The organism is Anabaena catenula FACHB-362, assembly GCF_014698735.1.
GTDB classification, from domain to species: domain Bacteria; phylum Cyanobacteriota; class Cyanobacteriia; order Cyanobacteriales; family Nostocaceae; genus Anabaena; species Anabaena variabilis_A.
Map to the genome: position 1 here is coordinate 15727 of NZ_JACJTQ010000011.1, position 19702 is coordinate 35428.

General features: G+C 37.0%; 14 protein-coding genes. 9 read left to right on the plus strand and 5 right to left on the minus strand.

What is annotated here, in order from left to right:
- Window positions 1-104: 104 nt before the first annotated feature.
- A complete protein-coding gene (locus H6G68_RS09550) occupies window positions 105-1283 on the minus strand; it encodes an FAD-dependent oxidoreductase (RefSeq protein WP_190906425.1) in 1179 nt (392 codons plus the stop codon).
- A 378-nt stretch (window positions 1284-1661) separates the two neighbouring features.
- On the opposite strand from H6G68_RS09550, the gene H6G68_RS09555 reads away from it, so the two are divergent.
- The 5 genes from H6G68_RS09555 (at window position 1662) to H6G68_RS09575 (ending at window position 10955) form a co-directional block, all read left to right on the plus strand.
- Window positions 1662-2411 carry a pentapeptide repeat-containing protein gene (locus H6G68_RS09555; protein ID WP_242045206.1) on the plus strand — a complete coding sequence of 250 codons (750 nt, stop codon included), beginning with the start codon at window positions 1662-1664 and terminating at the stop codon, window positions 2409-2411.
- 559 nt (window positions 2412-2970) lie between these two features.
- Window positions 2971-4443 (plus strand): pentapeptide repeat-containing protein, encoded by a 1473-nt coding sequence (locus H6G68_RS09560; protein ID WP_190906501.1) that lies wholly within the window; start codon window positions 2971-2973, stop codon window positions 4441-4443.
- A gap of 384 nt (window positions 4444-4827) precedes the next feature.
- The gene (locus tag H6G68_RS09565) at window positions 4828-6291 is read left to right on the plus strand and encodes a S8 family peptidase (protein WP_190906426.1); all 1464 of its coding nucleotides are present in this window, start codon (window positions 4828-4830) and stop codon (window positions 6289-6291) included.
- A gap of 303 nt (window positions 6292-6594) precedes the next feature.
- Complete coding sequence (locus H6G68_RS09570; protein WP_190906427.1) at window positions 6595-7773, plus strand: lipase family protein; 1179 nt, start codon at window positions 6595-6597, stop codon at window positions 7771-7773.
- The gene (locus H6G68_RS09575; protein WP_242045207.1) at window positions 7770-10955 is read left to right on the plus strand and encodes an NB-ARC domain-containing protein; all 3186 of its coding nucleotides are present in this window, start codon (window positions 7770-7772) and stop codon (window positions 10953-10955) included. The genes H6G68_RS09570 and H6G68_RS09575 overlap by 4 nt, the downstream gene beginning before the upstream one ends.
- Before the next feature lie 217 nt (window positions 10956-11172).
- On the opposite strand, the gene H6G68_RS09580 is transcribed toward H6G68_RS09575, so the two are convergent.
- Entirely contained in the window at window positions 11173-12669 is a 1497-nt protein-coding gene (locus tag H6G68_RS09580) for a beta-barrel domain-containing protein (RefSeq protein WP_190906428.1), read from the minus strand.
- Window positions 12670-12748: 79 nt separating this feature from the next.
- Window positions 12749-13624: an SDR family oxidoreductase gene (locus H6G68_RS09585; protein WP_190906429.1), complete on the minus strand. Its 876-nt coding sequence runs from the start codon at window positions 13622-13624 to the stop codon at window positions 12749-12751.
- 139 nt (window positions 13625-13763) lie between these two features.
- Between H6G68_RS09585 and H6G68_RS09590 the strand changes: the two genes are divergently transcribed.
- Window positions 13764-14267 (plus strand): DUF29 domain-containing protein, encoded by a 504-nt coding sequence (locus H6G68_RS09590; protein WP_190906430.1) that lies wholly within the window; start codon window positions 13764-13766, stop codon window positions 14265-14267.
- Window positions 14268-14627: 360 nt separating this feature from the next.
- Here H6G68_RS09590 and xth read toward each other — a convergent pair whose 3' ends face one another.
- Together xth and H6G68_RS27585 are read right to left on the minus strand one after the other, a co-directional pair.
- The gene (gene xth, locus H6G68_RS09595) at window positions 14628-15410 is read right to left on the minus strand and encodes an exodeoxyribonuclease III (protein WP_190906431.1); all 783 of its coding nucleotides are present in this window, start codon (window positions 15408-15410) and stop codon (window positions 14628-14630) included.
- Window positions 15411-16116: 706 nt separating this feature from the next.
- Entirely contained in the window at window positions 16117-16239 is a 123-nt protein-coding gene (locus H6G68_RS27585) for a hypothetical protein (RefSeq protein ID WP_277925462.1), read from the minus strand.
- 63 nt (window positions 16240-16302) lie between these two features.
- Here H6G68_RS27585 and H6G68_RS09600 point away from each other — a divergent pair, with 63 nt between their 5' ends.
- The 3 genes from H6G68_RS09600 (at window position 16303) to H6G68_RS09610 (ending at window position 19691) form a co-directional block, all read left to right on the plus strand.
- A complete protein-coding gene (locus H6G68_RS09600) occupies window positions 16303-16500 on the plus strand; it encodes a hypothetical protein (protein ID WP_190906432.1) in 198 nt (65 codons plus the stop codon).
- A gap of 269 nt (window positions 16501-16769) precedes the next feature.
- Window positions 16770-18134 (plus strand): folate/biopterin family MFS transporter, encoded by a 1365-nt coding sequence (locus H6G68_RS09605; RefSeq protein WP_190906433.1) that lies wholly within the window; start codon window positions 16770-16772, stop codon window positions 18132-18134.
- 45 nt (window positions 18135-18179) lie between these two features.
- Window positions 18180-19691: a carotenoid oxygenase family protein gene (locus H6G68_RS09610; RefSeq protein WP_190906434.1), complete on the plus strand. Its 1512-nt coding sequence runs from the start codon at window positions 18180-18182 to the stop codon at window positions 19689-19691.
- The last annotated feature ends 11 nt before the right edge of the window (window positions 19692-19702 follow it).

The following is a 19702-nucleotide window of genomic DNA, read 5'->3' on the forward strand; positions in this document are numbered from 1 at the left end:
GTTTAAGTGTTATCTACTTAGGGAATTATTTTTATTTCATCATGCAAAGGTAACGCTTCCAAGTAGATTTGATATTTTTATGGATTATGCTAGTGAGGCAGCAATCAGCAATTATCATTTTTTTCTACTAGGTTGCTAAATTGTGCCATAAAACGGCGATCAATACAGTCTTTCCAGTGCCACAATAGCTGATGGGGTGGTAAGGTGAAATTCCCTCTCGTGGCTAATGCGCGTCCATCACCTGTACTAATTAAACTTAAATATTCTTTTTGTGGTTTATAGGGTTTGAGTGATTTACCCAAAATCATCCTTCGCAAATTATCATACAACGGTTTACCTTGACGCACCGCAAACACACCAGCTTTCGGTAAGTGATAATTTCTCATTGTCGCAATATCACCCGCTGCAAAAATATGGGAATGAGTAACAGATTGCAAATTATCATCAACTAAAATAAAACCTTGTTCATCAGTACCAATACCCGAATTTTTCACCCAATCTGGTGCTGATGCTTGTGTTACCCAAAAGACTTGATCACAGTCAACTATTAACCCCGATTCACATTTAATTTCTAACTTGTCGTCTCTTGGTGCAACTTGACACACAGTTTCACTTAAATGCAATTTCACATTTTTGTTAATTAAAATTACCTCCATAATTCGTCGCACTGATAAATGATGATTTGGCATTAATTTCCCACTCCGTTGGAATAAATGCAATTCCAGATTTTTAATTTCCAATCTCTGTAAACCTGCTTGCATTGATAATGCCAATTCCACACCACCAGCACCACCACCCACAATCCCAATACTTAGCTGTTTTTGGGGATTTTTAACAACTGTGTTTTGTAGTTTATACCAATGTTCTAAAAGTTGCGCCACTGGTTTAGCAGCAATTGTATATTCTGCTGCACCTGATACAGATAATTTTGCGGGAGTGCTGCCAATATCAATAGACAGGATATCAAAATCTACGGCAGGTCGGTTAACACAAAGCACTTGGTGATTTTTGAAATCCAGCCCAATTACTTCATCAAGATACAATTCTGCGTGAGCAAATTTGCATAAATTCTGTAAAAAAATATGACATTCAGCATAATTGTAAAATCCGGCAATATGTCCTGGTAACATCCCAGAGTAGGGTGTATATTGATCTGGAGTAATTAAGGTCAAACTTACTCCGGGCAGAGGTTTTTTACCTAAAAGTCTCAAGATAATAGCATGACTATGACCGCCACCAATCAGCACTAGGCTTTTCAGTGTTGGCTGGTAATTTGGCTGCATTTGCAGATTTAAGTAAATTTGATTAGGAATTAAATATAAATAAATTTTATCATGATTGTTCTCTATTGTCAGTGAATACTAAGCAATAGTGATCACAACCAAAAACTGATCAAGATGTGCTAAACATATTTTTCTCTATGTTCATCAATTATATTTGATATCAGAGAATGTTTAGAAAGTTACAAAAATTACTCTTTACCTGTCTCTAAACCTCTTTTATACAAGAGTAAAGCTTTGTGATTCTCCTGTTTCTTGTTCCTTTCTAGCTAAAACTCATGTTTTCCTTTTCCCTCTACTCTTAGGAGATTTCTACTCTTCGGCAATTGTTAGGGACAGGTTGTTGAGGTTAGAGGCCATTTTTATGAGCTAATAATCAATATGAATTTGAAAGTATTATTTTTCACATCCAAGCTACTCGATTTCAGTGGATTAATTCAAAATGCCTCATTCAAAAAAATCATCCTGTGGATGCTGGAAATTCAAGAACGATTAAAACATACTCAACAAAATAACTCATATCAACAGTATTTAATGAATGTCATACCAAGACTTGAGAATAATTCCATTGAAACCAGTCTATCTGCAATTAATGATTTAGAGCGTCTCGCCAAAATCCAACCGCAATACCACTGGATAATTATGGATATGCTGACTCATTTTGTAAGAAATCAAGCTCCCATTATTGCCCCAGAAGAACAGATGATTAATTCTTCTACAAACATCGAGCAAGTGATTCAAGCAGCTATTACCGTGATAGGGAGGAGAGATATCACAAAAGACCCAGAAAATGAGCAGATTGACTTAAGTTATGCAAACTTGAGGGGGGTAAATTTGTCAGGTGCAAACCTAGGAAAAACTAACCTTTATCAAGCTAATTTATCGAATGCAAATCTTGCTGGTGCAAATTTAGAAGGGGCAATCCTCAGTGCAGCAAATCTTTCTGGTGCAAACCTCAATTTAGCCAATCTGTCTGAGGCAATTCTCAGTGCAGCAAATCTCAACGGTGCGAATCTCTCTGGTGCTAACTTGCATCGAGCTAATTTGTATTTAGCTAGTTTACAAAATGCAATTTTGAATGATACCATTCTTAATGGTGCAAACCTGAGAGAAGCTAAGTTTAATTTTTAAGAAATAATATATACCAGGTTGTTAAAATTTTGCCATTAGCATCTTACAATTAAAATTTTTGCTTTCCAGCTATTGACATCTACTCCTATATAGGAGTAGATATATAATTATCCGTCAGGAATTATGAACACCTATTTGATAGCAGATTTTGGGTTAAGAAGTGGTTTGGTGATTTATCTGTATCTGTAGCATCAGCGTTATCAGTTAATTACCCCTTCTAACCCTACCGACAAGGTGTTCACAACCTCAGCAAGAATCTCTATATAGAAAGATATTGTAACTATTCAGACGCTGAGAAAATTTTTTACAGAGTATAGTTATTTTCACTATCACGAATTAGTACCAAAGTTAATCCTGAGTTAATTAATTCCTATTCTGACATCAAGTCCGGTTAATTGCTGATCAAAAAACTCTCCGTGTACCCCTGTCACTGCGCGGTTCCCTAATTATAAGTATTCAAGCAAACACGATATTACATATCCAACTTTGAAGCTAAATGCTATACTGTTTTTTTCAATCATCTCAGTAATAACTCATTATTGTGAAGCATCTTTCTGGTATGTCTGCTAAAAAGACAGACGCAACTTTGAATTGGTTTATCACCATCATAGTTATCGTTGCTATGTCCTTGATACTGATTGTCTTCGCATCTACTAATATTGATAAGTTATCACTTCCGCAGCGAATAGCTGATAGAAATCAAGCATTAACTACAACTGCAATAGTTTTTCTTGGTTTAGCTGTCATGCTTAATGCTTATTACGCAGCCAAGCGGAATCAAACAATGCAAAAAAGTGCCATTACAGCGGAAAAAACCCTAGAAATTGGCATTGAAAATACCAAACTCACCCAAGAAAGATTAATTACTGAACGCTTTATTGGCGGAATTGCCCAGTTAGGACATGACAAAGTTGAAACGCGGACTGGTGCAATTTATGCATTAGAAAGAATTGCTCAGGATTTCCCTCAAGAACATTGGACAATTATGGAAATTCTCACTGCTTTTGTCCGCGAAAATGCACCCATACAAGTAGAGAGAAAACAACAAAAACCAGAAGATTTCATGGCTATTGATTTAGGTCAACATCGAGATAGAGTACGTCGTCAACAATCAGTAGATTCTTATATTCCATCAGAAACTTTCAAACTTCGCACCGATATTCAAGCGGCTTTAACTGTTATTGGTAGACGAAATTTTCAGCAAGACCGAGAAAATCAAAAGCTGGATTTAAGTAATACTAATATCAGGCGGGTAAACTTAGCTGGTGCAAAATTGCAACGGGTAGATTTGCGAGGTTCTGATTTATCTGGAGCCAATTTACGGGAAGTAGATTTAAGTGAAGCAGAATTGGATGGAGCTAAACTTATAGGGTCGATTCTCTATGAAGCTAACTTATTTAAAGCTAGTTTGCGAGGAGCGAATTTGAGCCGTTCCAACCTCAATTTGGCTAACTTATATGCAGTCAACCTACTTTCAGCTAATTTGTTTGGTGCAAGTTTGCGTTCAGCTAATTTACAAGCTGCAAACTTATATAAAGCTAATTTACAACAAGCAAACTTGAAAGCTGCAAACCTTTCTAGTGCTAAGTTGTTTTTGGCTAACTTGCAAGGTGCAAAGTTAGGGAAAACTAATTTACATTTAGCTGGTTTAATTGCGGCTAATTTGCAAGGTGCAAATCTTAATGGTGCAAATCTGCAAGGTGCAAATTTAAATTCTGCTAAATTACAAGAAACAGATATCTATTTTGCTAATCTCAGTCAAGCTAGTTTGACAGAAGCAGATTTGCAACAAGCTAATCTCATGGGAGCTAATCTTTGTGGGGCTATTCTTGATCAAGCTGACTTGTCTTGGGCGAATTTGATGGGTGCTAATTTATCTGGCGCTCAACTTTGTGATGTTAATCTCACTGGGGCGATTTTGACTGGTGCAAAAAACTTAGAATCAGAACAGATAATCATGACATTGGGCGATTACACGACTCGTCTCCCTGATTATATCGAACCCCCAGCTAGTTGGCGACAATCTAGTTAATTTATAGTTATCACTGTTGCTAATTTGGGTGTATTCTACTGTTTAAGGCAGGAGGGAAGAGTGTTTTAGCCTAATTCCTATTCTTGGATCTATTTACCTTTATTTTTACCATGCTACTCACTTACATTTTTTGAACTACTAAATTTGAGTTTTGTTTTATTATATAAAGCTCTTAATTAAGTTATTAAATCATGACTTAGCAATTGTCATGATTGCTTGTTTTAAATTTACTGAATTCGTAATCAAATTAGCTTTTTATATTAGTCAATTCATAGTAACTTCAGATAAACACTAATAACTCGCAGTTTCCAGCTTTTGCTAGACAAAGGTTTGAAAATATCAGGCTGTTACAAAAAGACTACTATTTGTGAGGTTAAAATTATCATGACATTTGATATTACTAATAATTTTTCCTCCAAAAAGGAATTCAATTTTACTCCTATTTCCCCAATTGATACCTTTAATACGCCGGCTGACAATAGCTTAAGTTGGGGTAATCGTAGCAGTTTGCCGAAAGAGGAAACAACAGAAACTATTGCCACAACTAATAGCTATAATTCCAATAATGGCTATGGCTTAGTAGATGCCGGCAAAGCAGTAAGTGGAGCCGCTGGTGAAAGTCCTTATGCAGACGCTCCTGATTTGGGTGGAAATAATTGGGGTGCAGATTTGGTAAATGCTCCAGCAGCTTGGGAACATGGACACACAGGACAGGGTATTATTGTTGCGATTTTAGATACTGGAGTTGACTACAACCATGAAGATTTAAAAAACAATATTTGGACAAATAATAAAGAAGTTGCTGGTAATGGTATAGATGATGATGGCAACGGCTATATTGATGATTTTCAAGGTTGGAGCTTTGATAGTAGCAGCAATAATGTTTTAGATGATAATGGTCATGGAACTCATGTTTCTGGTACTATTGCTGGGGAAAATAACGGTATTGGTGTGACTGGTATTGCCTATAATTCCAAAATTATGCCAGTCAAAGTTTTAGATAAAAATGGCTCAGGTTCTTATTCAAATATTGCTAATGGTATCTATTATGCTGTCAATAATGGGGCTAATGTAATTAACCTGAGTTTAGGAGGTAATTCTTCTAATGACGACCTTAAATCAGCTATTGAATATGCCAGCAGCAAAGGTGTAATTGTTGTTATGGCCGCAGGAAATAATGGCGACTCTACACCATCTTATCCTGCCCGCTATGCCTACAATTCAGGAATTGCTGTGGGTGCAGTAGACAGAAATAATAACTTCACTGACTTCTCTAACCGTTCTGGTTCTCAAGAAATTAAATACGTTACTGCTCCAGGTAAAGATATTTACTCTACAGTCCCAAATAATCAATATACTACTTATGATGGCACTTCTATGGCAGCCCCTCATGTTGCTGGGGTAGTGGCTCTTATACTCAGCGCTAACCGCAGCTTAAGTGATAGTCAAGTACGGGAAATTATCACGAGTACGGCAAACAATACTACACCAACTCCAGAGCCTAGTCAGCCTTCAAATCCATCTCCTTCTCTGCCGTTTCCATTTCCTATTGACTTATTACCTTTTCGTCTAGATATGATAGGTTCACTACTACCAAATATAGGCTCACTATTTCCCTTCGGTTCACAAGGGCAATCAACTATCCAATTACCGCAGGTTGTTCTTTCTGTTGGTGAAAAGAGTTTAGAATTACGGTTTCGTGATGCTGGTACGGGAACGCAAAAGATAGCAAATTTCAGTTATTACGGTGAGAATAATGATCAATGGGAATTGCGTTATTATGACAGCACTGGGGTTAAATACACTATTGCTGAGAATGGTGAGAGTGATATGGAAAAAATAGTATAGTAAACAAGTTTTCATCTATTGAAACCATGCTGTAGAGACGTTAGCTGAAATGTCTCTATAGAGGGTTTAATTTATTTTATTTGGTTCTCGATTGAGTGATGTACAAAAACCCCACCCCCAACCCCCTCCCCGCAAGCGATGAGGGGACTATGATGTACCTCATGTGATTAGGAAACGCTATATTTGGTTAGTTTATCTGAAAATAGTTGTTAGTTTTTTATATATAAACAAATTGGACAAAAATAGCATTCTTGCCGATAATGACATAGAGGGTAATTTGTCGGCAAAAGTGTAAATTTACTAATGACATCTATAATATTTATTCACGGCACTGGGGTAAGAAAAGCGGAATATAACGAAACGTTGAAGTTAATTGAGCAAAAGCTACTTAGCCAACGTTCTGATTTAACAGTGCTTCCTTGTTTATGGGGTGACACTTTAGGGATAAAGTTAAATGCTCAAGGTGCATCTATTCCTTTGTATGATGCCACACTGGCGTTAGGTGATGAAGAAGAAAACGCAGAAATTATCCTTTGGCAACAATTGTATCGTGACCCTTTGTATGAGTTGCGGGTGTTGTCACTCAAGCCAGTAGAAGGAAGTGTAAATCCTTTTGGTGAACAACCGAGCGATCGCATACAATCAGTTTTAACAAGCTACAATCCCACGCCAGAACTACAAACACAACTAGCAGCAGCGGGAATTAGTGAGGAATTTGTCGTAGCTTTAGCAAAAGTTACTCAGAGTGAATCCTACAACCTCGCTTTGCTAACAGCAGCAGATTCCCTTTATGATTTGTGTTTAGCGATATCAAGAGCGATAATTGCTCAGGCAATATTTGACAGTCAGGAAGAAGACAAGTATCCGCTAATACTTACTGATGCAGATTTGCGGGATAAGTTAGTTGAAAGCCTGACTCTGACTTTAACAGAACCAGAATTAGGGTTAGGGAATTGGACATTACAAAAAATTGCCCAACTTGCACAACCAATTGGTACTAATTGGGTAAAACGCCGACGTGGTGCAATTACCAATTCAGTATCGCCTATGCCTGGAGATATTTTGCTATATCAAGCCAGGGGTGAAAAAATTCGCGCTTTTATTCGGGAAACAATAGCCAAGGCTGAACCACCAGTAGTTTTAATCTGTCACAGTTTAGGTGGTATCGCTTGTGTTGACTTGCTGGTGAAAGAGAAATTACCGCAGGTGGAATTATTAATTACAGTTGGTTCTCAAGCGCCGTTTTTATATGAAATTAACGCTTTACCCAGTTTAGAATTTGGTCAACCTTTACCCGCACATTTCCCACAGTGGCTGAATATTTATGATTTACGGGATTTTCTCAGTTATACTGGTGCTAATGTTTTCCCGAATCAAGTGCAAGATGTACTGGTAGATAATAAACAACCATTTCCCCAAGCACATGGCGCATATTGGACAAATACCTCCACTTGGAAAGCGATAATTCCCAGACTACCATGATGAATTTTACCGCTAAACCAGAGCGGACTTATGCTCTAGTTGTTGGCATAGAGAAGTATCAAAATCCAGATTTTAATGTTAAGAACGGTGGGGGACCAGCCATTGACGCGCTGAAATTTTATACTTGGTTAATTCAGTGCGGTGTACCAAGGGATAATATTTGTTTGTGTTTATCTTATTTAGAAGAAAATAAGCATTTATTTTCTACCTTAAACGCACAAAATAATCATCCTACTGAGGCTAATATTGATAAACTCATTACAGAATTTTTATTACCAAAAGAAGGCGATTTAATTTACATTTTTTGGGCAGGACATGGTTTAATTGATTTTGAAAGAACTCGCAGATTATTATGTGCTGATGCTGTAAATGATAATTGGCGAAATATAGATTTTAAATCCTTACAGGATTTTCTAAATTCAAGGTCTAAAATCCAACAACATATCTATATTATTGATGCTTGTGCTAATTACATTCGAGAGTCTCAAAGAAATGAATTAATTGATATTGGAGGTAAGACCTTTCCAAGAGGAGACCGGAAACCCGATATTAAGCAATTTATTTTACTAGCTACAAGAGAGGGAGAAAAAGCTATAGTTAATTCCCCAGAAAAAACAGGGTATTTTTCCCAAGCCGTCAGGGAAGCTTTAGGACAAGAACCGCCAGATATTTGGCCTCCCGATATGCTGAGTGTAGCTGATAAAGTTAAACAGCAATTTGCAAGTTTAAATAAACAACAAGTAACAACACAATTACCAACATATTATTTCTATCAAACTGGGGATGGTGATAGGTATAGTGAAAATCCGTTTAAAAAGTCAATTACTCCCCAAAATCTTCCCCGCAGTAGTGTAATTAAATTTGTGGGACGAGAAACAGCACTGACAGACTTGCACGAAAAATTACAACAAAAAGAACGAGTTGCAATTACCGCTATTGCTGGTATGGGTGGTGTAGGTAAAACCGAATTAGCCTTGCAATATGCCTCACATTATTGGGAACAAGGAACATATCCCGGTGGTGTTTGTTGGTTACGAGCAAGAGATGAGAATATCGGTGAACAAATTGTTAATTTTGCTCAAAACAATTTAGGTTTAAAGATTCCTGAACATATTAAAGGTTTAGATAATCAAGTAAGTTGGTGTTGGCAAAATTGGCACGAGGGGAATGTTTTAATTGTATTAGATGATGTTAATAACTATGGACATATTAAATCTTATCTTCCTTCAGTAAATCCTCATTTCCGAGTGTTGATAACTACACAATTACAATTATTGCAATCTAATCAAAGGATAGAGTTAAAAGTATTAGAACTAGATACAGCCCTTATTTTATTAGAGTCATTTATTACTAAAGAAAGAATACAAAATGAATACAGTATTGCTAAAAAAATCTGTCAATTTTTAGGTTGCTTACCATTAGGCTTGGAGTTAGTAGGACGCTACCTGGAACGCAAACCATATTTATCCCTGGCAGAAATGTTACAACGTTTAGAAGCAAAAGGTCTGAAGCAACAAGCATTACAAAAATCAGAAAATTTAACTTCAGATATGAGGTATGAATTGGGAGTCGCGGCTGCTTTTGATTTGAGTTGGCAAGAATTAAATTCTACAGCCAAGGAGTTAAGTTTATTTTTGTGTATATTTGATTTAGTACCTATTTATTGGCAGTTGATAGAGCAGTGTTTTCCTGAGCAAGATCCAGAAAATTTAGAAGAAGCTAGAGATGAATTTCTAGTATATCTACATTTACTGCAACGTGAAGGAAAAGAGACTTATAAACTCCATGAATTAATTAGAGAGTTTTTTCAAAGTAAATTAGTTGAATTAACACAGACTAATTTAATGGAAGCAGTAGCTTTAAAAATTGGGTATATTGCAACTAAAAATACTATCTGTATTACCGAGATTTTACAAAAAGGATTATTAAATTGGAACTTTCCTCCAACTTCACCATTATCAGCATTAGAATGGGGAAAGCAAGTTTATATAGCCAGTCAATCTTGGTGTAATGGACTAGATAAATTAGCCAAATTATTAATGCCTCTAAGAGTAGATGGTAATTTACCAGTTTTAGGTGTTGCTTTGGTTGAAAAAAATAGCAGCAGTTTCATAGATAATCTGATCAATAAGCTACCTAATTCTGGTGCTATTCTCTCTGAACAAATATTAATAAATAATCCAAATCGATTTTCCCTTGTAACAGGTTGGTATTTTGGAGATAATATTCAAGAAAATATTGTTGAATTACCTTCAGAAGCTACCAAAATTGTTGACTATAATTATACTTGTGATTTTTCAGATATAAATGCACTTTTTGAATTAGGTTGGAGTCATTTTCAATCTCGATCATCCTTGATTAAACCCAATGTATCTACCGCTTGGCAGTATACTTTTGATTATATTATTGAGAAATTATCAAAATTGTTACAAGAACGTTCGCTTCCTGTTTCATCAGGATATCTTTCTCTTGAAGCTAGTTGGCACGCAGCTATTTATTTAACTCGGAAACATCTAATAAACTCCTACCCATACCGAAATGAATATTATGATCCAATTGCTTTAGACGAGATTGAAAACTGCTTATCTAAAGTTAATCAAAACCAGTTTTCCTCAATGAATAAACACTATTTAAACCAGTTAAGAATTGAGATAGAAGCTTGTAGTGATAAAGGTCAAACTCATTTAATTTTTTCTCCTTCTATTCAAGTATATAAAAGTCGCTCTAATATTTCTGATGAAATCTTATTAAATTATACAACAGAAATTTTTCAGCAATCAATTGAAAGTTATGAGCAATTAGTTAATTCTTTATTTATCAAATTTGTTCCAAAATTAAAGTTAGCATCAATTTTACCTGCTCGACTTGTTGGTTATATTGTTCCACCTAAAAATTCTGCTGATTCAATTAGTATGAGTTGGCATTGGGAATCTTTATCTAAAAATCAAAAAAGTTATGTAGATTTTAAATTAATTGAAAATGAGAGTTCTCTACCCTCTTCATTTTCGCAAACTGCTCTATTTCCTCAAGGACTTAAAGAAACTCCATTTCATCGATTTACATGGCTAGGGACTAACCCTGTAACTGAACGAGTATATCAATGGCTGTGGGAAGATTTTAAAAAAATAGGATGGGTTAAAGGCGATCGCTTAAACAATGCAGGGTTTCCTTACTGGAGATGAAGTTATTAAACTTATCAAGTACATTTACAATAGCCCAATATGATAACTCTTTTCCATTACTCTAGGCAAAAGAAAATTTTCTGTTAATGATAAATATGTAGTGAAATTAGAACGAGATATCAAAGCTTACAGACTCTAAAATCACTACTTATATACCATTACCGTTTACCAGTAATTTATTCCCTAGCCCAGGTAACTAAAATCATCTATACTCTAATTACCTCACAGAAAATGCTTCACTAAACCTGCGGGTAATTGGCTCAACAATAAACGTCAAAACCGACTTCTTCCTAGTCACAATTTCTGCATTTGCAGCCATACCCGGAGTAAATTCTACCTCTTGACCTCGGAGATTAATTGAGTGTTTGCTTAACTTAATTTGCGTTGGAAAAATTAATCCCAATTCTTTATCGACAATTGCATTGGGACTGATTTGCATAACTTCACCATCAACAACTCCAAATTCTTGAAAAGGGAAAGTTGCTAATTTCACCTTTGCTTTCATCCCCTGACGAATAAAACCAATATCTCGGTTAAGGACTTTTACTTCTAAAAGCATTTCTTCCCCTTCTGGGACAATTGATAATAATTCTTCACCAGATTGAACTGGTCCTTTAGTAGCTTTAATTTTGTAAATTGTCCCCGCTACAGGTGCTTTAATTGTTTCTCCGTCTTTTTGCTTTTTCGCTTGTTCTAATTGACCGGCAACATTGGTTAATTCTTCTTTACGCTTGTTGATTTGGGTAAGAATTTCACTTTGGCGTTCGGATGTTAAACGTAAACCTTGATTACGTGCAGCTTGATAGGTCTGTTCAACTTGTTTAATTTCTTGAATTTGAGCAGATATATCTTTTTCTAAAGAGGTAACTTTGTCTTGTGCTTCTGTTAACCTATTTTGAGTATTAGTGACTTCATCTGAACTTTTAATAATATCTGTATTGGCACGATTTAATCTTTCTTGCGCGTCTAGATAATCAACTCTAGGAACTGCACCAGGATTTAATAGAGTGCGGAGATTTTTTTCTCTTTGTTGAGCAATGCTTAAACTATTTTCAACTTTAACACGGATACTTTTGGCATTAACTAAGTTAGTTTGAGCATTAATAACACTGGTTTTGGCGTTTGCTAAATTTTCTTGTAACCGAGTCAAACGGACTTTGGCTTGATTAATAATTGAAAGTTGGCGTTGTGCTTCTGCTTCCGCTGCGGCTTGTTTGGCGTTGTAGTCTAACAAACGGGAATTTAATAATTCATCTTGCAATTTTGTCCCCCCAATCTTTCCCCCAGTACGTTCTGCTTCTAATCGTTGTAAATCTTCCTCAATTAATTTACTAGCTTTAGCCAGTCGGTTCACATCAGTTTGTTGTAAATTAGGATCACGTTCAATTAAAACTTGATCTTTGGTGACGCGATCGCCTTCTTTCACTTTCACTGCTAAAATAGAGCCATTACCTAAAGATGTCACCGGTCTGACTTGAGTGGAAGCAATTAATTCTCCTGGTGCTGTCGCTACTTCATCAATTTCTGAAAAATGCGCCCAGGAAATTGCCCCAAATATAACAATGCTAATTGTTCCCGCTAATAATCTTGTATAAAGTGGAGGTAATTCCTGTACAGCTTTACCCAATTCATAAGATAATTGTTCTTCTGGTTTTGCAAATCTCTCTTTTGTTTGACGTGCTTGAACAGCATTTGCAGCTAGAGAAAATTTCATAATTTTTGTCCTTTGTTATCAGTCATTAGTGATTAGTCATTTGTTTAATTGCTAATGACCAATGACTAATGACTATTTTCTAAATTTCTAAATAACGGCGCAAAAAGTTTTCTAATGTTTCCAATCGAAAGTTAAATATCCTTTCTAAATTGGCGGTTTCTTCTAATGTACAGAAAAATTCATTAGCTAATAAAGTGCGAAAAGTTCCTAAACTTGTTTGTGCTGAGGAGTTAAATAAACCTAATGCACTCCGGAAGCTATCAACAGCAAACAGAGGAACGTTTATGACTATCGGTTCTTTGTTAAAGATGCGACTAAAAATTCTGGGAATATCCTCTCGCAATAAAATTTCCGCACCTCCTACAGGTAAAATTTGGTTACAAGCATCTGCAACGGTCAAAGAATCTACAACTATCCTGGCTAAATCATCGGTGCTAACAATAGATGTGCGGTTTTTAGGATCACCGATAAGTAGATACAAACCCGTTTCTCGAAACCATTCCGCCAGTGGTAGCAAGTTTGATGCTAATCCAGCAGGGCGTAAAATAGTGTAATCTAAGCCACTACTTTGCAGATATCTCTCTACGGCTCGTTTGGCTTTGAACACGGGAGCATCTTCATATCCTCTGTCAGCACCTAAAACGGATATAAAGACAAAATGTTCAACACCCTGGACTTTAGCCTGATCAATGAGTTCAATATTAGCGCGATAATCTAAAGATAGAGCATCATTCCCGGAACCATGAGCGCTGATAATATATTTTGCTCCTCGACAAGCTTTCTCAATGTCCTGTTGTCGTCGCAAATCACCAATGAAGATGTCAGAACCCCGGTGTTCTAACTCGCTGTAATGGGAAGTCAAGCGGACAAACGAACGCACAGGCTGCTGTTGTTGGCGTAAGAGTCGCACGACGCGGCGACCAATTCCGACGGTTGCTCCAGTGACTAGAATCATAGCTTTTGGATTTGAGTATGGGCTATTCCTCTAGTTAAGTTTAATCACTATTTTGTCAGAATCAGGATTTCCAGGATTTAAGGATTAACAGGATGAAGATGAGGATCTAGAATGAAAACGTTGGGGTTAAACAAAACTGATGCAGATACCAGAAACAAACCCAAAGATCACAATACCTATATCTAGTCTTTACACAAATGACTTTTATGCTTGGACACAAGAACAAGTTTCTTTACTCCGTAACCATCAATGGAGTCAAATTGACTTGCAAAATTTGATTGAGGAAGTTGAATCTTTGGGAAAACAGCAACGCCAAGAACTGCAAAATCGGTTAAGCATTTTAATGGGACATTTACTAAAATGGCAATTTCAACCACAACACCGCAGTCGTAATTGGTTAGCAACCCTTCGCATTCAACGCTTAGATACTATTGAATTACTGGAAGAAAATCCTAGCTTGAAATCCTATTTGGAAGAGGCGCTTGGTAAAGCTTATTTGAAAGGTGTGGAATTAGCTGTTAGGGAAACAGATTTACCTAGTCGCACTTTTCCTTCTGATTGTCCTTATAGTTCGATAGAAATATTAGATGATTGCTTTTATCCTGGTGAAGCCAGCGAGTTAGTCAGTGAGTGGGAATCGTAATAAGTTCTACATTTTGGGTCGAGGTTGCGGTTGTGCATTAGTTAACCTTTGCATTGTATACGGATCACATCGCTCAAACAATGAATTGAACCATTCAATAGCTTCTAACCCAGCGAAATTTTTTACAGGTAGCCCAAGTACATAGGTTTCATCATCGTAAATAATCCCGAATGTTTTAGCTACTTAATGTAAATCGATGTTCCTTAAAGCCAGGGAATAAATTCCCTGTCTAAAAGCTAAAGTCGGTTAAAACCGACTATTTTGGCATCAATAGGATAATTTTTGATTTTGAGTTAACCAGAGTGCGTTTTAACGCACTTTAGCTTTTAGACCGGAACTTGAGTTCCGGACGGGTTTGTTCTAAAACTCCACAATCACTGGTGTATGATCGCTAGGCTGTTCTAATTTCCTTGGTGCAACATCAATAATGCAACTTTGAGCGCGATCGCACAAAACCGATGTGAGATAATGATGATCAATCCGCCAGCCTAAATTACGCTTGAAAGCAGCAGTACGATAATCCCACCAACTATAATGTCCTTTTTCGCTGTTAAACTTCCGAAAAGCATCCGCAAAACCCAGAGAAAGAATATCTCGTAAAGCTTGGCGTTCTGGTTCAGATGCCATAATGTGATTTTCTATCTTTACTTTGTCGTGAATATCTATATCTTCCAAAGCGATATTAAAATCACCACACATAGAAATAGCAGGATTTGACAACAACAACACCTGCAAATATTCCCGCAGGATTTTTAACCAACCCAGCTTGTATTCATATTTATCACTTCCCACAGATGAACCGTTGGGAACATAAAGATTGATAATGCGAACTCCATCAATCACGCCGGTTATCACCCGCTTTTGCTCCTCCCATTCTGGTTCTATCTCTGGTAGAATTGCTGTGAAACCCATACTCACATCTTCTAAAGGTTGACGGCTAATGATAGCAACGCCGTTATAAGATTTCTGCCCGTAAATATAAGGGTAATAGCCTATTTTTTCAAAAGCTAAAATCGGAAAGTCTTTATCTATAACTTTCGTTTCTTGCAAACATAAGACATCAACAGGATTTTGATTTAACCAATCAATCACCTGTTCTAAGCGTATACGAATCGAATTCACATTCCAAGTAGCGATTTTCATTAGTTACCAGTGTGACAATTAAGTAAGTGGGTTTGAATATTTATGTTTGGGATCAGGTAGGCGAAAGTAGAGAAGAGGATTTAACGCTCATTCATCTTTCTTTACATAGTGAGGTTTAATTGTGTCGAGCTACTAAGATTAAGAATTATAAAAAATGTAAATTCCTTGTAACCAAAAACCCTTGATAATTGTTACACTCCGTTTCTTTATCCGTCAAAAACAGGCGATAAATAATTGCTTTAATTTGTAATTTAGTATGCCCAGCTACAAAATCGCTAAATTTGTCAGCTAGACTACATTATATTTTAATTGATTATGATCCCCAAGGTAGATGAAAATCCGAAATACTCGGTTATAGTTTAAGAGTGCTGTTGGTTTTTAGCTATTACTTAATAACTGCAATAATTAGCATTTTTATGATCCTTTTTATTAGAGGATGTTTGAAAAAGTCATCAAGTTTAGCAAAAAAAACTCTCCATAGACCTGTTCGCGTAGCACTCAGCGGCTTCCCGCTGTCTTTCCTCTCCCCCACAAGCCGAGAAGCTTTGAGATTACTATTTTCTGTTCTCTTTTCCTTGCCGGAAAGGGGTTAGGGGCTAAGTCTTCAGGGTTTTGATGTTAATAAGGATACTCTTAAAACATCTTTTTAGAAAAGAGATTATATGTCATTTACAGCAGATTGCAGGTTGGAGGAGGTACAAAATTTTTACCAAAAATCATGTATCAATGGGGTTTTACTCCTGACTTCTGATAGCGTAGCGTGGCGTAAGCCATATTCTGCTGTACATTGCTCTCGCCGAGTAGTTGATGCTGGAAGCAACTGATTCATTGGGGTTTAATCAAAATTTTTTTGCCTGATTTCGACAATAATTTTTTTGAAGAGGAAATTGGTATGAATAAGAGAGCTAATATCTGCCCCTGCTGCGGTGGTTCCATTTTGCGTCATGTTCGTTCTGGCGAACTATATTGGTTTTGCCTATCATGCCGACAAGAAGTTCCACTGTTAAGCATTAATCGTTTGTCTAATTCAGAAACCCGTAATACAACCGGAGTGCTTACCCAGCAGACTGTTGACCTAGCATCGTCCTGAATTTATAGCAGGAGTCAGGAGTCAGGAGTCAGGAGTAAAACTGTCTTGCTGTCTAGGTTTCAATTTTGATTCTGTACCTCCTTGATCTGCAATCTGCTATATTTACCGGTCAAAACACAATCAGCCGAGATTTAGCGCAAGTGTCATGTAGGTGATGCTGGCGCTATGCTTTGAGCAATCCAAAAAAGTTTGTTACCAAGATAGCTGATAACCTCATCCGTATCTCGTTATGATAGAAAAGTAGATAAAACTTAAAAAATATTTATCAAATGCTGATTGACTCCTCTGGCTTGTCAAAAGTCAAAGACTCAGTAACCAAATCCATTCTCTTCGGTAACGAACCTAAGCCGGAGTTAATTGCCATTCTTGCAGTCTACTTTGTTCAAGGCATCTTAGGGTTAGCGCGTCTAGCCGTCAGTTTCTTCCTCAAAGATGAATTGCATCTGAGTCCAGTTGAGGTATCAGCGCTGTTGGGAATAGTCGCCCTACCGTGGATGATTAAGCCCGTATTTGGCTTTATTTCCGATGGGTTGCCCATCTTTGGCTACCGCCGCCGTCCGTATTTGGTGTCATCAGGAATATTGGGCACTGCGGCTTGGGTGAGTTTGAGTACTGTAGTTCATACTAGCTTAGGGGCAACAATAGCGATCGCTCTGAGTTCCCTTTCTGCCGCCTTCAGTGATGTCATAGTTGACTCCCTCATTGTCGAACGAGCTAGACTAGAAACCCAAGCTAAAGCCGGTTCTCTCCAATCCCTGTGCTGGGGTGCTACTGCCCTTGGGGGTTTAATAACAGCCTACTTTAGTGGCTTACTGTTAGAACACTTCACTACCCGCACCGTATTTTTATTTACCGCTGGATTCCCCCTCATTATTTCAGCGGCAGCGTGGTTAATTGCAGAAACACCAATCAGCAAAGTTGAGTCAGAAAATCATCACACCAACTTTCTCAACGTCAAAAATCAAATCATTCAAGTGCGCCAAGCCTTTACCCAAAAAGGAATTTGGCTACCCACAGCATTTATATTTCTTTGGCAATCTACACCCAGTGGAGACTCAGCTTTTTTCTTCTTCTTCACCAATGAACTGCACTTTAAACCAGAATTTTTAGGCAGAGTTAATCTCGTTACAAGTTTAGCCTCATTAATTGGCATTTGGATCTTTCAACGTTTTCTTAAAAGTGTTCCCTTTCGTGTAATTTGTGGTTGGAGTATCCTCATTTCCGCAATATTAAGAATGACAATGCTCCTGTTAGTAACTCACACAAATAGAACATTAGGAATAGATGACAAATGGTTCAGTTTAGGTGATAGCTTAATTCTCGCAGTCATGGGACAAATTGCATTTATGCCCGTGATGGTTTTAGCCGCTAGAATCTGTCCCTTGGGAATCGAAGCCACATTATTTGCACTCTTAATGTCCATCTTTAATTTAGGAGGCGCTATTTCCAAAGAGCTTGGAGCATTATCTATGCAATGCTTAGGAATCACTGATACTAACTTTGATGCCCTATGGTTGTTAGTAATAATTACTAATCTCAGTGCTTTGTTACCTCTTCCATTCCTCAACTGGCTACCCGTTGAACAAGAGGAATCTGAAATGGCAACATTGCCAGCAACTTCAGTTAATAATTGATGTCCACGCAAACAAGCTTTATTGCATCTATCAAATCAAAAACATATGCAGACATTACCAACTCAAGAAACTCAACCTTTACCAAAATCCTATACTCGTGAAGATTGGCAAGGAGGATATGAATCTCTCACCGAAGAACTTGATTATTGGATTGAGGATATAGAAGGAGAAATTCCTCCAGAATTACAAGGAACATTATTTAGAAATGGACCAGGTTTATTAGACATTAACGGACAACGCCTACATCATCCTTTTGATGGTGATGGCATGATTAGCCGGATTACTTTTACTAATGGCCGCGCCCATTTTCGCAACCGGTTTGTTCAAACTACTGGCTATTTAGAAGAAAAGAAAGCAGGTAAAATCCTTTATCGTGGTGTTTTTGGTACACAAAAATCCGGAGGTTGGTTAGCTAATATCTTCGATTTTAAAATTAAACATATTGCCAATACTAATGTTCTTTACTGGGGTGATAAACTTTTAGCGTTGTGGGAAGCAGCAGAACCTTATCGACTTAATCCCCAAACTTTAGAAACATTAGGAAACGAATATTTTAATGGGGTTTTATCTACAGGTGAAGCCTTTAGCGCTCATCCTCGAATTGACCCCAGTTGCACCCAAGATAACGGCGCACCTTGCTTAGTCAATTTTGCTATCAAGCCAGGATTAACTACGACAATCACCATTTTTGAATTAAACCCAGACGGTAAAATCATCAGAAAAAAAACTTATAGTGTTCCGGGTTTCTGCTTCATTCATGATTTTGTCATTACTCCTAATTACTGCATCTTTTTTCAAAATCCTGTTAATTTCAATCCCATACCTTTTGCTTTAGGAATATCAAGTGCAGGACAATGTATTAAGTTACTAAAAAATAAACCAACTCGGATTATAGTTATTCCCCGTACCCCGGAAGCAGAAGCAAAAGGTGTAAAAATCCTCGAAACTCAAGCTGGTTTTATTTTCCACCATGTCAATGCTTTTGAAGTGGAAAATAAAATTATCATTGATTCCATCTGTTACGAATCTTTAACAGAAGTTGAACCTGAAAGCGATTATCGGCAAACAGATTTTGATGCTAATTCACCGGGAAAACTTTGGCGTTTTCATCTCAACCTACAAGACAATAAAGTAGAACCTCAGTTAATAGATAGCCGTTGTTGTGAGTTTCCCACTATCCACCCAAATAATGTCGGCAGACAATATCGTTATTTATACTGTGGTGCGGCTCATGCAGAAACTGGAAATGCACCTTTACAAGGGATTTTAAAGCTTGATTTAGAGTCACAACAACAACAAATGTGGAGTTTTGCACCTCGCGGTTTTGTAGGTGAACCGATTTTTGTACCTCGTCCAAATGCTCAACAAGAAGATGATGGTTGGGTAATAGCTTTAGTTTATGATGCAGAATATCATCGTTCAGATGTGGTGATTTTAGATGCTCAAGATTTTCAAAAAGGTGTAATTGCAAAACTACACCTTAAACACCATATTCCCTATGGATTGCATGGAAGTTTTACAAATCAAATTTTTCTTTTAGAAAACGCCAAAAAATAAATTACCCAAAT

Coding starts and splice junctions, on each gene's coding strand:
- xth (WP_190906431.1), bottom strand. CDS start 15,410: ATGAAAATCGCTACTTGGAATGTGAATTCGATTCGTATACGCTTAGAA.
- H6G68_RS09565 (WP_190906426.1), top strand. CDS start 4,828: ATGACATTTGATATTACTAATAATTTTTCCTCCAAAAAGGAATTCAAT.
- H6G68_RS09570 (WP_190906427.1), top strand. CDS start 6,595: ATGACATCTATAATATTTATTCACGGCACTGGGGTAAGAAAAGCGGAA.
- H6G68_RS09575 (WP_242045207.1), top strand. CDS start 7,770: ATGATGAATTTTACCGCTAAACCAGAGCGGACTTATGCTCTAGTTGTT.
- H6G68_RS09580 (WP_190906428.1), bottom strand. CDS start 12,669: ATGAAATTTTCTCTAGCTGCAAATGCTGTTCAAGCACGTCAAACAAAA.
- H6G68_RS09560 (WP_190906501.1), top strand. CDS start 2,971: ATGTCTGCTAAAAAGACAGACGCAACTTTGAATTGGTTTATCACCATC.
- H6G68_RS09550 (WP_190906425.1), bottom strand. CDS start 1,283: ATGCAGCCAAATTACCAGCCAACACTGAAAAGCCTAGTGCTGATTGGT.
- H6G68_RS09585 (WP_190906429.1), bottom strand. CDS start 13,624: ATGATTCTAGTCACTGGAGCAACCGTCGGAATTGGTCGCCGCGTCGTG.
- H6G68_RS09555 (WP_242045206.1), top strand. CDS start 1,662: ATGAATTTGAAAGTATTATTTTTCACATCCAAGCTACTCGATTTCAGT.
- H6G68_RS09590 (WP_190906430.1), top strand. CDS start 13,764: ATGCAGATACCAGAAACAAACCCAAAGATCACAATACCTATATCTAGT.
- H6G68_RS09610 (WP_190906434.1), top strand. CDS start 18,180: ATGCAGACATTACCAACTCAAGAAACTCAACCTTTACCAAAATCCTAT.
- H6G68_RS27585 (WP_277925462.1), bottom strand. CDS start 16,239: ATGAATCAGTTGCTTCCAGCATCAACTACTCGGCGAGAGCAATGTACA.
- H6G68_RS09605 (WP_190906433.1), top strand. CDS start 16,770: ATGCTGATTGACTCCTCTGGCTTGTCAAAAGTCAAAGACTCAGTAACC.
- H6G68_RS09600 (WP_190906432.1), top strand. CDS start 16,303: ATGAATAAGAGAGCTAATATCTGCCCCTGCTGCGGTGGTTCCATTTTG.